We start from the raw sequence: 13,526 nt of genomic DNA, 5'->3' as shown, positions 1-13,526 counted from the left end.
TTCTAAAAGAAGAAATGGTGGCTAAGACGGGATTTGAACCTGTGACCCCATCATTATGAGTGATGTGCTCTAACCAGCTGAGCTACTTAGCCATTGTTGGCTGGGATACCAGGATTTGAACCTGGGAATGCCAGGATCAAAACCTGGTGCCTTACCGCTTGGCGATATCCCAACAATAACAATTGATAGTTTTAATTCTTATCAAGAATTATGGTGCGGAAGGAGAGACTTGAACTCTCACATCCTAAGATACTGGAACCTAAATCCAGCGCGTCTACCAATTCCGCCACTCCCGCACACAAGGTAGTTATTTTAAACTCTTCATTGAGCAACAAAAAAATAATGGTGGCTAAGACGGGATTTGAACCTGTGACCCCATCATTATGAGTGATGTGCTCTAACCAGCTGAGCTACTTAGCCATCTTTTTTTGTTAGCACTTCATCGCTGAGTGCGGGGCGTATTATGCTGATATGACCCAAATTCGTCAACACCTTTTTTGCAAAAAAACACTTAACTGTGTTTGTTTGCAGGAAAATTAAGCTAACAGGCTAAAATTTAATAAAAATGCTGTTTTTTTAGCTGCCTTTAAGGCGCGGAATCTTAATTAACCCTGTACTTCTTTAATTAAGCGATATTACAAAGATAGACTAGTTGAGGCTAATTATTATTTTTATAATGCTTAAATACAAAAAAGGCTCGTAAAAACGAGCCTTTAAAAATTATTACCAAGTGAAATTGGTTTAATTTGTACTTATACGTTGAACAAGAAGTTCATTACATCGCCATCTTTAACAATGTACTCTTTACCTTCTTGACGCATCTTACCTGCTTCTTTTGCGCCACTCTCACCTTTAAAGGCAACAAAGTCGTCAAAAGCAATAGTTTGCGCACGGATAAAGCCACGCTCGAAGTCGGTATGGATTTTACCCGCTGCTTGTGGTGCTGTTGCACCTACAGGGATTGTCCATGCGCGTACTTCTTTTACGCCAGCTGTGAAATAAGTTTGTAATTGTAGTAATTCATAACCACCACGAATAACAAGGTTAAGACCTGGCTCTTCTAGACCAAGATCAGCCATAAACTCTAGCTTGTCTTCGTCATCTAGTTCTGAAAGCTCAGACTCGATAGCGGCACATACAGGAACAACAATCGCATCTTCAGCTGCGGCAATAGCGCGTACGCGGTCAAGGTATGGGTTATTTTCAAAACCATCTTCAGCAACGTTTGCAATATACATTGTTGGTTTAATCGTTAAGAAGTTAATAGAGCTGATTGCTGCTTTTTCTTCTTTAGTTAGTGCTAGACCACGTAAAGTTAAGCCTTCGTCAAGATGCACTTTTACTTTTTCAAGTACAGCATTTTGCTCTTTAGCGTCTTTGTCGCCACCTTTTGCTTTTTTTGAATTACGGAAAAGGGCTTTTTCAGCGCTATCCATATCAGCAAGTACTAACTCAGTGTTGATTACGTCAATATCGTCAGCAGGGTCAATAGTGCCTGCTACGTGGATGATGTTTTCATCTTCAAAACAGCGAACTACGTGGCCAATTGCATCGGTTTCACGAATGTTAGCTAAAAACTGGTTACCAAGGCCTTCACCTTTAGATGCGCCTTTTACTAAGCCAGCAATGTCTACAAATTCCATACTGGTGGTAAGAACTCGTTGAGGATTAACTATTTTAGCAAGTTCGTCTAGACGAGGATCTGGCACAGGTACCACACCTGTATTAGGCTCAATGGTACAAAAAGGAAAGTTAGCGGCTTCAATACCCGCTTTAGTTAGTGCATTGAAAAGCGTTGATTTACCAACGTTAGGCAAGCCAACGATGCCACATTTAAAACCCATAGTAAGATACCTTGTTTAGAATTCGTTTAAACGGTGTACTTGGACCCAAGTTACTAGGGTTTAAACGAATGTAGTCTGTTTTGTGCTTTTAACACACCATCTTTTGCAAGTATTTCCATGCAACGAACTGCTTCATCAACAGCAGCATCCATTTTTTCTTGGTCTGCTTTGGCCGCTTTTCCAAGCACCCAACCAGTAACCATTTCACGATGCCCCGGATGACCTACACCAATGCGCAAGCGCATAAAGTCTTTTTGATTTGCCATTTTTGCAATAATGTCTTTTAAACCATTATGACCGCCATGCCCGCCGCCTTTTTTTAACTTGGCAACGCCTGGGTCTAAATCCAATTCGTCATGGGCAACTAAAATGTCCTCGACAGGGATTTTGAAAAAATTAGCTAAACTACCGACCGCTTTACTACTTAAATTCATGTAAGTAGTGGGGATCAATAATTTGAATTCTTGGCCTTGAATGATCACTTTGCCTGTAAGGCCGTGATATTTAGGATCGTATTTTAGGGTGCAGTTGTAGCGTGCAGCGATTTGCTCGATGAACCAAGCACCTGCATTGTGGCGTGTGTTTGCGTATTCGGGGCCTGGATTAGCCAGGCCCACAAGCATTTGAATAGAATTCAAGGTTGCGAGACCTTAAAAATTATTCTGCTGCTGCAGCGTCGTCTTCAACTGGAGCTGCTTTGTTTGCTTTGATAGTCAGGATAGACTGATCATGGCCTTCGCCTTTACCTAAATCTACAGAGCTAACGCCTTTAGGGAAAGTAAGGTCAGAAATATGAACAGAATCGCCAACAACAAACTTAGAAACATCTACTTCAATGAATTCTGGAAGTGCTTTTGGAAGACACGTAATTTCAACTTCAGTTAACTGGTGAACAACAGTTGCGCCAGCTTTAGTTACAATATCTTCACCGATGAAGTGAAGAGGAACTTTAGTTTGAAATTTATGAGTAGCATCTACACGTTGGAAATCAAGGTGAGTAAGCTTAGGCTTGAATGGGTGACGTTGGATATCTTTTAAGATTACTTCAACAGCTTCGCCATCTACGTTAAGCGTAAGGATATGCGTGTAAAAACCTTCGTCTTCTTGTGCTTTGATCATATCTTTATGAGCAAAAGTAAGAGATAAAGCTTCTTTGTCAGCTCCGTAAAGGATTGCAGGAACTTTGTCTTCGCGACGTAGGCGGCGGCTCGCACCAGTACCAGTTTCTACGCGAAGTTCAGCGTTATATGTATAAGTTTTGTTAGACATGATGTCTCCAGTTATTAAAATGTGTAGGGCCTTTGCGACCAAGGTCCCTAGCCAAAAGGCGCGCTATCATACCACCACGCCCAGACAAAATAAACATCGCTTACAAAAAAAGCGCCAAAAGGCGCTTTTATACTCAGGAATGTTTAATTTTAGTGTTCAAACATCGCTGAGATAGATTCTTCGTTACTAATACGACGAATAGTCTCTGCTAACATGTCAGCAAGCGTAAGTACCTTAATTTTATCAAGGGCTTTAAGCTCGTCAGATAGCGGAATTGAGTCAGTTACAATTACTTCGTCAATCATCGAGTCACGTAAGTTTTCTGCTGCTTTACCTGAAAGAATAGGGTGCGTTGCGTATGCAAATACGCGTTTAGCGCCATGTTCTTTAAGTGCTTCTGCGGCTTTACATAACGTACCACCGGTATCAATCATATCATCTACGATAATACAATCACGACCTTCAACGTCACCAATAATGTGCATTACTTGAGAAACGTTTGCTTGAGGGCGGCGTTTGTCAATGATTGCTAAATCGGTATCGTTTAGTAGTTTTGCAATTGCACGTGCGCGTACAACACCACCAATATCTGGAGATACAACAACGACGTCTTCAAAGTCGCGTTCTTTCATATCTTCAAGTAATACAGGGCTGCCAAATACGTTGTCTACTGGTACATCAAAGAAGCCTTGGATTTGTTCAGCGTGTAAATCAACCGTAAGAACACGGTCAACACCAACGCTTGATAAGAAATCGGCAACAACTTTAGCGGTAATTGGAACACGGGCAGAACGTACACGACGGTCTTGGCGCGCATAACCAAAATAAGGAATGACGGCAGTAATACGACCTGCAGATGCACGACGTAGAGCATCAACCATAACGATAAGTTCCATTAGGTTATCGTTTGTAGGGGCACAGGTTGATTGCAAGATAAAAACGTCCGAGCCACGAACATTTTCATTTATTTGAACACTGATCTCACCGTCGCTAAAACGGCCAACAACAGCATCGCCTAATTCAATATATAAACGTTTTGCAACTTTTTGAGCTAACTCAGGTGTTGCGTTACCAGCGAAGAGCTTCATGTCAGGCACGGTAGGGTTCCTCAGGCACTGAATATTTGGACTAACGGGCAATGATAAATACCACTGCGAGTTAACTTATGATTACTTGTACGTTACTTCATTGATCGAATATGGCGGTTAACTCCGTATGAGCAGGTGAGACATTTGCGCTTGAAGCCACAAAACCCTGCCAAGTATGGGGGAGATTTTCAAGTACATCTTGTGCTTGAACTTGACTAGCAAATTCGACAAAACAACATGAACCTGTTCCGGTCATCTTCGACGGTGCGTATTTTAGCAACCACTGGAGGGTTTTTTCAACCTCGGGGCAAAGCTTTTTAACTAAAGGCTCACAATCGTTGGTTAAAGTATGGTGTTTCCAATCGCCTATTATTTTTGGTGTGTCGCGTTTTAAATCTGGATGTGTAAATATTTTTGCAGTACTTACATGTTGGTTTGGGTGTACAACGCAGTACCATTTTTGTTCAAGTTTTACCTGGTGTAATTTCTCACCAATACCATGCGCTATGGCGCTTTGCCCTTGTATGAACACCGGAACATCAGCCCCTAATTTAAGTCCTAATTGGGCTAGAATTTCTAAATTTAGTTCTAATTTCCATAATTTATTTAGGGCTAATAAAGTACTTGCGGCGTCGGATGAACCACCTCCAACACCTCCGCCCATCGGTAAGCGTTTAATTAAATTTATTTTCACACCCAAAGAGGTTTTACAGTGTGTTTGTAATAATAAAGCCGCTTTATAGATGAGATTATCATTTTGGGGTATGTCTTTAGTATCACCACCGACAGAAATACCACCGTCTGTTGTTAGCTCAAAATACAGCTCATCACCAAAATTTAAAAAAGTAAATAAGGTTTCTAGTTCATGATAGCCATCTTCTCGGCGAGCATTAATATGTAAAAATAAATTGAGTTTTGCCGGGGCAATAAGTGAAAAAGAGGTTTTGTTATTCATACTTATTTAAACTGCCAATCGTAGAGTTGAATTTTTATTTTTATTTGTTGATGCTTTAACGTCAGTTTAGTTGGTAACCAGTAACCTGCGTTTTGTACGTAAGTGCCGTAATCTATTTGCCATTTCTTGCCTGTATTATCAAACCATAATACTTGCTTTGCACGGCCTAGTTCATCAACGACTAAACTTTGATCGTCAATGGTGCCCTTAAGCCAGTTATCGGCGTTATCAACAGGGAGTGTAAAACCGGTTAAACGCTTTAAAAGCTCTGCAGCATTAGTATCAAAGTACTCATCGCCGTCAAACTCTAATTCAGCACCATTTGCTGTTTGTTTAAGCGACAAAATACGAGTACCAATAAAAGTAGTCAGTATTAAATTATTGGAATTTGTTGTTTGCTGCCAATTTAAGTTTGCAGATTGACGCTCTTCTGGGCTTATAAACGCGAGTTTACCCTCGACCTGCCAAGTTTTTTGAGCAGCTAAACGTGGCTTCCAATCATCATAAAGTGTTGTTTTTGTATCAATTTGATGGGCACAGCCACCTAATAATAAAAAAAACATGAATAAAATCAAATATTGTCGAATCAAATGTTGTTCCTTACTTTCCATATTCCGCTGATTTTTGGTAAAATTACCGCCTTTGAAGTAGGGCTCAGCAATATTTGGCAAATATGACCATAATAGCACTAGGTATAAATCACAAAACCGCATCCGTAGAATTACGCGAAAAAGTGGCTTTTTCGCCTGAGCAAATTTCAGAGGCGTTGCAACAATTAAGTGGCCATGCCGACTTTAATGAAGCTGTTATTGTGTCTACCTGTAATCGAACCGAGATCTATTGTAGCCTCGCTCAGCAAAATTCCCAAACACTGTTAACGTGGCTTGCCAGTTTCCATGGTTTGGATGAACATGAACTGAGCAGCAATATATACTGCCATGAAGGTAATGACGCCATTAACCACTTAATGCGCGTAGCGTGTGGGTTGGATTCTCTTGTGTTAGGCGAGCCGCAAATTTTAGGGCAAATAAAGCAATCGTTTTTTAGTGCTAAAACCCACGATGCAATAGGGGTTACTTTTGATAGGTTGTTTCAAAAAACCTTTTCGGTAGCAAAACAAGTTCGTACTGAAACAAATATAGGCGCAAGTGCCGTGTCGGTTGCATTTGCGGCTGTTAACTTAGCAAAACATATTTATGGCAAGCTTGATCAAACCAATGTGCTATTGATTGGTGCTGGTGAAACCATTGAACTGGTTGCTAAACATTTATATCAAAATGAGCCTAAAAAAATAACGGTAGCTAATAGAACAATTGAACGTGCTCGCAGCCTTGCTGATGAAGTGTCGGCAGATGTTATCGCACTTGCACAGTTGCCAGAACGTTTACATGAAGCCGATATAGTCATTAGTTCTACCGCCAGTACTTTACCTATTATTGGTAAAGGGGTGGTTGAGCAAGCGCTTAAGCAGCGCCGACACAAGCCTATGCTATTTATAGATATTGCGGTTCCGCGCGATATAGAAAGCCAAGTAGGTGAGCTAGATGCTGCCTATTTATATTCCGTTGATGACTTACAAACCATTGTAAGCGAGAATATGGCAGCGCGTGAGCAAGCTGCACAGCAAGCGCAAATAATTATTACTGAACGCACCAAAGAATTTGCAATGTGGATGCGCTCACTCGATTCGGTAGATTTAATCCGCCATTATCGAAATGATGTACAAACAATTAAGTCAGAACTTGTAGAGCGTGCTGTTAGTCAGCTAAATACAGGTAAAGATGCAGAAAAAATTATATTAGAGCTCGCCAATAAATTAACCAATCGCTTAATGCACGCGCCTACCCGTGCAATACAAGACGCAGCGAAAAAAGGTGAAGTGGCGCAGCTAAACCAGTTGAAAAAAATGTTAGGTATTGATCAGGAATAACCGTTAAATGAAAGAGTCTGTTTATAATAAATTAGAAACCTTAGTAGAGCGTTACGAAGAAGTACAAGCGCTGCTAAGCGACCCGTCGGTCATTAGTGATCAAAATCGTTTTCGTGGGCTTTCAAAAGAATACTCTGAGCTTGAAGAGATTGTAAAAACGTTTTTAACTTACAAAGAAACGCAAGATGATTTAGCCAGTGCAGAAGAAATGCTTAAAGATTCTGACCCTGAAATGCGTGAAATGGCGCAAGAAGAATATAAAGAAGCTAAAGCACAAATTTTGGTAATTGAAGATCAAATTCAAGTATTAATGTTGCCAAAAGATCCGCGAGATAACAATAACGTGTTTGTTGAAGTACGCGCTGGAACAGGCGGTGATGAAGCGGCTATTTTTGCTGGCGACTTATTCCGTATGTACAGCCGCTATGCAGAAACTAAAAAATGGAAAGTAGAAGTTGTGAGCACCAATGAAGGTGAGCACGGTGGCTACAAAGAAGTTATTGCAAATATTAGTGGCGAAGGCGTTTACGGTCAATTAAAGTTTGAATCAGGTGTACACCGCGTACAACGTGTGCCAGAAACTGAGTCACAAGGGCGAGTTCATACCTCTGCATGTACTGTTGCGGTAATGGCGGAAGTACCAGAGGCCGAAGCGATACAAATTAATACCGCAGATTTAAAAGTTGATACATTTCGTGCATCAGGCGCAGGTGGTCAGCACGTTAATAAAACAGATTCTGCTATTCGACTTACACATATACCTACCGGTGTTGTTGTTGAGTGTCAGGATCAGCGTTCACAGCATAAAAACCGTGCTAAAGCGATGTCGGTACTTGCAGCACGTTTGCAACAGGCTGAGGATGAAAAGCGCCATGCGGCAGAAGCATCTGAACGTCGTGACTTAGTAGGTAGTGGCGATCGTTCTGAACGTATCCGTACTTATAACTACCCACAAGGTCGTATTACCGATCATCGTATTAACTTAACACTTTATCGTTTGAATGAAGTGGTAGCGGGTGATTTAAGCTGCGTTATTGACCCATTAATGCAAGAACATCAAGCTGACTTATTAGCGGCTATGGGCGACGAGTAATCGTGAGCCAAACTCTTGAACAAGCTATTGCTGCAGGCGCTAATTTATTAGCACCTAGCAGCGAAAGTGCTAAATTAGACGCACAAGTTTTACTTCTACATATTCTTCAAAAACCTCACAGTTACCTTTTTACTTGGCCAGAGCATGCGCTTAATGCCGAACAACAACAGCAATTTAATACATTTTGCCAAAGACGTTTAAACGGTGAACCTGTTGCACATATTACGGGGCAACGTGAATTTTGGAGCTTATCGCTTGAAGTTAACGCAACAACTTTAATACCTCGACCAGATACTGAAACGTTAGTAGAACAAGCACTTGAAGTGGCTGTACCTGCTACAGCTAAAGTGCTTGATTTAGGCACGGGTACTGGTGCAATAGCACTGGCATTGGGTAGTGAAATGCCTAATTGGCAAATTATTGCAGTAGATAGAGTAAGCGATGCAGTTGCACTGGCTACACGTAACCAGCAGCGATTGGCAATTAATAATGTACACGTTAAGCAAAGCAACTGGTTTAGCGAGTTACATGGTGAGAAATTCAACCTAATTGTCACTAACCCACCTTATATTGAAAGCAGTGATATACATTTAAATCAGGGCGATGTGCGCTTTGAGCCTTTGTCGGCATTAGTGGCGGATGATTGTGGAATGTCTGATATTAAACAAATAATTACACAATCACGTGACTATTTGTTATCTAGTGGCTATCTTTTAATAGAACACGGTTTTGAGCAAGGTGAAGCTGTTCGTCATTTTTTCAAAAAAATGGCATTTGTGAATATTAAAACAGTGAAAGACTTTGGTGATAACGACCGTGTAACGTTTGCACAGTGGCCCTAAAGAATAATAATTGCCTGCTAGTGTGTTGTATAATGCCATGAAGGAATTTCGACTATGATGGGTGATTTTTTATTTTCAGATGAGCCAGAAGAAGCAATCAATGAGATTGAACTCGGTACCTGGAAAGTATTAATCGTTGATGATGAACCTGAAGTTCATGCTGTTACAAAACTAGCGTTGAGTGATTTTGAGTTTCAAAATAAACGCTTAGAATTCATTAGTGCGTACTCAGGTGCTGAAGCAAAAGAGCTTGTGAAAGAGCATCCAGATGCAGCCATTGTACTACTTGATGTAGTAATGGAGACCGATGATGCCGGTTTGCAAGTTGCTAAGTTTATTCGTGAAGAAGCTAAAAATAATCATATTCGAATTATTTTAAGAACGGGTCAACCTGGTCAAGCACCTGAACGACAAGTAATTATTAATTATGATATTAACGATTACAAATCTAAAACAGAGCTAACGGCTCAAAAGTTATTTACTGTTATTATGTCGAGCCTGCGCTCGTATCGGGATATTATTTCGATTGAGCAGTCACGCGAAGGGCTTGAGAAAATAATTATAGCGTCCCGTGATATTTTTTCTGCGCATTCAATAGAGCACTTTATTGAAGGCGTTATGCAGCAGTTAACTTCTTTACTTGGTATTGCTGATCAAGCTATGTATGCAACTACTTTAGTTGCACAAAATCCTGAAGCACAAAATAATAAAAAATTAATTGTTTGCTCGGGTACCGGTGACTTTGAAAAAAGTGAAGGTAAAGAGCTCGATGAGGTATTACAAGCTGAACAGTTAAGTGCATGTCATCAGGCGCTTAATGAAAAAAGCATTATTTATAAAGATAACTACTTATTCGCGTATTGTAGCAGTGAGTACAATCATAATTCGATGCTATTCATATCAGGTATTCCAAAGGATTTAACGGATACTCAGCGCCATTTAATTAAGATTTTCTCTCAAAACGTGCAACTTGCGTTTGAAAATGTACAACTTCAGTCTGAAATAGAAGCAACGCAACAAGAGCTTGTTTACAGGTTAAGTGAAGCGGTAGAGCAACGCTCAACAGAAACGGGTAATCATGTTAAGCGTGTAGCACATATTTGTCATATATTGGCACAAGGGTATGGCTTATCTAAGCATGATGCTAATTTAGTAAGGTTGGCGTCGCCTCTTCATGATGTAGGCAAAGTGGGCATTCCTGATGCGGTATTAAATAAACCAGCAAAGTTAGACGCCCAAGAATGGGAAGTGATGAAAACTCATACTGATAAAGGCTATACTATTTTAAAAGACTCGTCGCATGAGATTGTTAGTGCCGGCGCAATTATTGCAAAAGAGCATCATGAAAAATGGGATGGCTCTGGTTACCCACAAGGTTTAAGCGGAAACGCAATTAATGTATTTGGTCGTATAGTTGCACTTGCTGATGTATACGATGCACTTCGCCATAAACGATGCTATAAAGAACCCTGGACACTGCAAAACGTAGTTGATGAAATTAACGCTCAAAAAGGCACACACTTTGAACCAAAATTGGTTGAAGTATTTAACGAGAAGCTTGATGAGTTAGAAGCGGTTCTTAACCGTTTTCCTGATTAAATTTTTATAAAACAGAAGTACAGGGGCATATGGATTATTTAGCAGTAAAGCATTCACACATGGCAATTGCGATGTTGAGTGTGATTTTATTTTATGTTCGCGCATTTTCGCGAATGGGCAGTGGTAAATTAGCAAAAAATAAAGCGGTAATGATTGGTAGTCATAGTATAGATACTTTGTTATTAGTGTCTGCACTTACGCTTATATTTATGGCTAAAATTAACCCGTTTGAACAATATTGGCTATTAGAAAAAATAGTTTTAGTGGTTATATATATTGGTATTGGGGCTAAAAGCGCCAGACAAACTAAAATGACGGCTAAAGTTGCTTACGTTTTAGTTAACACTGCTGTTATTTTAGCGATAGGTTATTTAGCGACGTCTAAATCAGCTTTTTTGCTTTAAGTAATACCTGACTATTTGAGCTTTATAGTTGTTTTATAAAGCTCAAATACGACTCCCTCTCAGAAAATATTCAAAAAAATCTCTATATTGGTATATAGCTTTAAAGTTAGGTAAACTACGCCTTCGTTTTCTAAAATGTTGCAGTATTAATGACTACCCTCGGGTTTGACGAACACGATGAATCTTATCTTGATGATGCTTACGATGAATTTACACCTCCAGCGATTTACCGCTGTATTAAAGCAGAGTCAAAATGGGACCCTCAGATAGATTTAACACCATGTTATGAAACTTTAACTGACTTTGAACAGCAAATTTCAGCGCTGTGTTTAAAAGTGAGTGATGAGCACGATCGCTTCGAAAAATTATTAGATATGTTTTACAGCGATTGGCTATTTAGTGCCTCAGGCTTAAAAGTGCCAGAATACAAATTAAATACATTAAGCTATACGCTTTCTATGCGTAGTGGCTCACCAACAACGCTTGCAATTATACTTTGTCACTTTTTACAACAAGCTAACTTTGATGCAAATCTTAGTCTTACGCTGGGTGATGTTGGTGTTCATGTGGCGATAAGTGATGAAGAGGGCTACATAATTGAGCCAAGCAGCGGGCAACAAAGCTGGTATATCATCCCTGAAAACGCAGATGAAGATGATGGGCAAGAACAAGAACCTTTAGAGTTAATTTTTGATGACGAAGTATATAAGCTATTTTTAGCTCAGCAAAAATGGTCTTTCATTAGCGAAAACAAATTTGGTCATGCTTTGACCTGTGTAGAGATGCTAATGGAGCTAATAGGCGACGACCCGTATGAGAGACGCGACAGAGGTTACTTATTAAATCAGCTCGGTTGCCCTAAAATGGCACGTGATGATTTACAGTTTTTTGTCGATGAGTGTCCGGACGATCCTGCAATAGAGATTATTCAACACCAAATAGAAGAACTAGAAGATAATAATAAAACGCACCATTAAGAATAGGAATAATTATGGTTGAAACTCAAAGCGCATTAATTACAAATGATGCCGTTGTGCTTGGTTTGCTTGCTATTATTTTGGGGTTTATTTTTAAAACCTCAAACAGTGAGCGTCCAGCTTTAAAACGATTTTATAAATACGTACCTGCTTTACTACTGTGTTACTTTTTACCTTCGTTATTAAATACCTTTGGTATTGTAGATGGTAATAAATCCAATGTTTATTATGTGGCTTCGCGCTACTTACTGCCTGCTTGTTTAATACTGCTTACCATTAGTATTGATTTAAAAGCTATTATTAACTTAGGCCCTAAAGCGCTCATTATGTTTTTAGTGGGTACATTGGGCATTGTTATTGGTGGGCCATTAGCTATTTTAGTCGTGAGTGCATTTGATCCAAGTATTGTTGGTGGTCATGGGCCCGATGCAGTATGGCGCGGTATGACAACCGTTGCGGGTAGCTGGATTGGCGGTGGTGCTAACCAAGCATCAATGAAAGAGATGTTTGAAGTTGGTGGTGATATATTTTCTGTAATGATTACAGTAGATGTAATCGTCGCGAATATTTGGATGGCTGTTTTATTGTTAATGGCAGCAAACCATAAAAAGATTGATGCAGCTACGGGTGCTGATACAAGCGCAATTGAAGATTTAAAAAAACGTGTTGAAGCCTATCACGCTGAACACGCACGTATTCCTACTCTTAACGATTATATGACGCTGCTTGCAATTGCATTTGGTATAACCGGTTTAGCGCATTTTTGTGCTGACTTTTTAGGTCCGTACTTTGGCACGACTTATGAGTGGGCAAAAGAATACAGCTTAAACAGTAAATTCTTTTGGCTAATTGTTATATCAACAACGATTGGCATAGGCTTATCGTTTACTAAAGTTAGACAAATAGAAGCGTTTGGCGCTTCAAAAGTAGCCTCTAGCTTTTTGTATATTTTAGTTGCATCGATTGGTTTGCATATGAATGTAACCGCTATTTTTAATAACCCAGGGTTATTTTTAGTTGGTGCCATTTGGATGTTAGTGCATGCAAGCATAATGTTAGTAGTAGCTAAACTAATTAAAGCACCGTTATTTTATATGGCAGTGGGCTCGCAGGCTAATGTGGGCGGTGCAGCGTCTGCACCTGTTGTAGCATCAGCATTTCACCCTTCGCTTGCGCCTGTTGGTGTCCTGTTAGCTGTACTGGGCTATGGTGTGGGTACTTATATGGCTTATATTTGTGGATTAATGATGCAAGCAGTTGCACCGTAAGGAATTTAAATGAAAGACCAAATTATTAAAATTAATGAAATTGAACTAGCAAACAACAAACCGTTTGTATTGTTTGGTGGTATTAACGTATTAGAATCTCGCGATTTAGCTATGCGTGTTGCAGAGCATTACGTAGAAGTTACGACGAAACTCAATATTCCTTATGTATTTAAAGCGTCATTTGATAAGGCTAACCGTTCTTCAATCAATTCGTACCGTGGTCCTGGTATGGAAGAAGGTTTAAAAATATTTGAAGA

At 39.8% G+C, this 13,526-nt stretch carries 13 protein-coding genes, 4 tRNA genes and 1 pseudogene; 8 read left to right on the top strand and 10 right to left on the bottom strand.

Going from position 1 to position 13,526, the window contains the following annotated elements; all coding sequences use genetic code 11:
• Positions 1–15: 15 nt before the first annotated feature.
• The 10 genes from CXF89_RS16980 to lolB form a co-directional block, all read right to left on the bottom strand.
• Positions 16–92: transfer RNA gene (locus CXF89_RS16980), tRNA-Met, on the bottom strand.
• A gap of 5 nt (positions 93–97) precedes the next feature.
• Positions 98–172: transfer RNA gene (locus tag CXF89_RS16975), tRNA-Gln, on the bottom strand.
• A 39-nt stretch (positions 173–211) separates the two neighbouring features.
• A tRNA-Leu gene (locus CXF89_RS16970) sits at positions 212–296 on the bottom strand.
• A 47-nt stretch (positions 297–343) separates the two neighbouring features.
• Positions 344–420 (bottom strand) — tRNA-Met (locus tag CXF89_RS16965).
• A gap of 332 nt (positions 421–752) precedes the next feature.
• Positions 753–1,844 (bottom strand): redox-regulated ATPase YchF, encoded by a 1,092-nt coding sequence (gene ychF / locus CXF89_RS16960; RefSeq protein ID WP_007583951.1) that lies wholly within the window; start codon positions 1,842–1,844, stop codon positions 753–755.
• 53 nt (positions 1,845–1,897) lie between these two features.
• Positions 1,898–2,482, bottom strand: coding sequence for an aminoacyl-tRNA hydrolase (pth, locus tag CXF89_RS16955; protein WP_121955273.1), 585 nt, complete (start codon positions 2,480–2,482; stop codon positions 1,898–1,900).
• A 19-nt stretch (positions 2,483–2,501) separates the two neighbouring features.
• Positions 2,502–3,113: a 50S ribosomal protein L25/general stress protein Ctc gene (locus tag CXF89_RS16950; RefSeq protein ID WP_008171830.1), complete on the bottom strand. Its 612-nt coding sequence runs from the start codon at positions 3,111–3,113 to the stop codon at positions 2,502–2,504.
• A 149-nt stretch (positions 3,114–3,262) separates the two neighbouring features.
• Positions 3,263–4,210: a ribose-phosphate pyrophosphokinase gene (locus tag CXF89_RS16945; protein WP_007583957.1), complete on the bottom strand. Its 948-nt coding sequence runs from the start codon at positions 4,208–4,210 to the stop codon at positions 3,263–3,265.
• A gap of 88 nt (positions 4,211–4,298) precedes the next feature.
• Positions 4,299–5,156 carry a 4-(cytidine 5'-diphospho)-2-C-methyl-D-erythritol kinase gene (ispE, locus tag CXF89_RS16940; RefSeq protein ID WP_121955272.1) on the bottom strand — a complete coding sequence of 286 codons (858 nt, stop codon included), beginning with the start codon at positions 5,154–5,156 and terminating at the stop codon, positions 4,299–4,301.
• Positions 5,157–5,158: 2 nt separating this feature from the next.
• Positions 5,159–5,746 carry a lipoprotein insertase outer membrane protein LolB gene (gene lolB, locus CXF89_RS16935; RefSeq protein WP_101164113.1) on the bottom strand — a complete coding sequence of 196 codons (588 nt, stop codon included), beginning with the start codon at positions 5,744–5,746 and terminating at the stop codon, positions 5,159–5,161.
• Positions 5,747–5,829: 83 nt separating this feature from the next.
• Here lolB and hemA point away from each other — a divergent pair, with 83 nt between their 5' ends.
• The 8 genes and pseudogenes from hemA to CXF89_RS16895 all read left to right on the top strand — a co-directional run.
• Positions 5,830–7,086 carry a glutamyl-tRNA reductase gene (gene hemA / locus CXF89_RS16930; RefSeq protein ID WP_010554718.1) on the top strand — a complete coding sequence of 419 codons (1,257 nt, stop codon included), beginning with the start codon at positions 5,830–5,832 and terminating at the stop codon, positions 7,084–7,086.
• Between the two features lie 7 nt (positions 7,087–7,093).
• Positions 7,094–8,179 carry a peptide chain release factor 1 gene (prfA, locus tag CXF89_RS16925; RefSeq protein ID WP_007583962.1) on the top strand — a complete coding sequence of 362 codons (1,086 nt, stop codon included), beginning with the start codon at positions 7,094–7,096 and terminating at the stop codon, positions 8,177–8,179.
• Positions 8,180–8,181: 2 nt separating this feature from the next.
• A complete protein-coding gene (prmC, locus tag CXF89_RS16920) occupies positions 8,182–9,021 on the top strand; it encodes a peptide chain release factor N(5)-glutamine methyltransferase (protein ID WP_010554719.1) in 840 nt (279 codons plus the stop codon).
• Positions 9,022–9,075: 54 nt separating this feature from the next.
• A complete protein-coding gene (locus tag CXF89_RS16915) occupies positions 9,076–10,620 on the top strand; it encodes a response regulator (protein ID WP_180961419.1) in 1,545 nt (514 codons plus the stop codon).
• A gap of 29 nt (positions 10,621–10,649) precedes the next feature.
• Positions 10,650–11,024, top strand: a complete 375-nt coding sequence (locus CXF89_RS16910) for a SirB2 family protein (protein WP_007583965.1) — start codon at positions 10,650–10,652, stop codon at positions 11,022–11,024.
• 149 nt (positions 11,025–11,173) lie between these two features.
• Positions 11,174–12,001, top strand: coding sequence for a tetratricopeptide repeat protein (locus CXF89_RS16905; RefSeq protein WP_007583966.1), 828 nt, complete (start codon positions 11,174–11,176; stop codon positions 11,999–12,001).
• Between the two features lie 14 nt (positions 12,002–12,015).
• Positions 12,016–13,269, top strand: coding sequence for a DUF819 family protein (locus tag CXF89_RS16900; protein WP_007583967.1), 1,254 nt, complete (start codon positions 12,016–12,018; stop codon positions 13,267–13,269).
• 9 nt (positions 13,270–13,278) lie between these two features.
• Positions 13,279–13,526: pseudogene (locus CXF89_RS16895) on the top strand (3-deoxy-8-phosphooctulonate synthase); the annotation flags it as partial.

It is taken from the genome of Pseudoalteromonas sp. MelDa3 (assembly GCF_002863625.1).
Classification (GTDB): domain Bacteria; phylum Pseudomonadota; class Gammaproteobacteria; order Enterobacterales; family Alteromonadaceae; genus Pseudoalteromonas; species Pseudoalteromonas arctica.
This window is presented reverse-complemented; position numbering and strand designations above follow the sequence as displayed.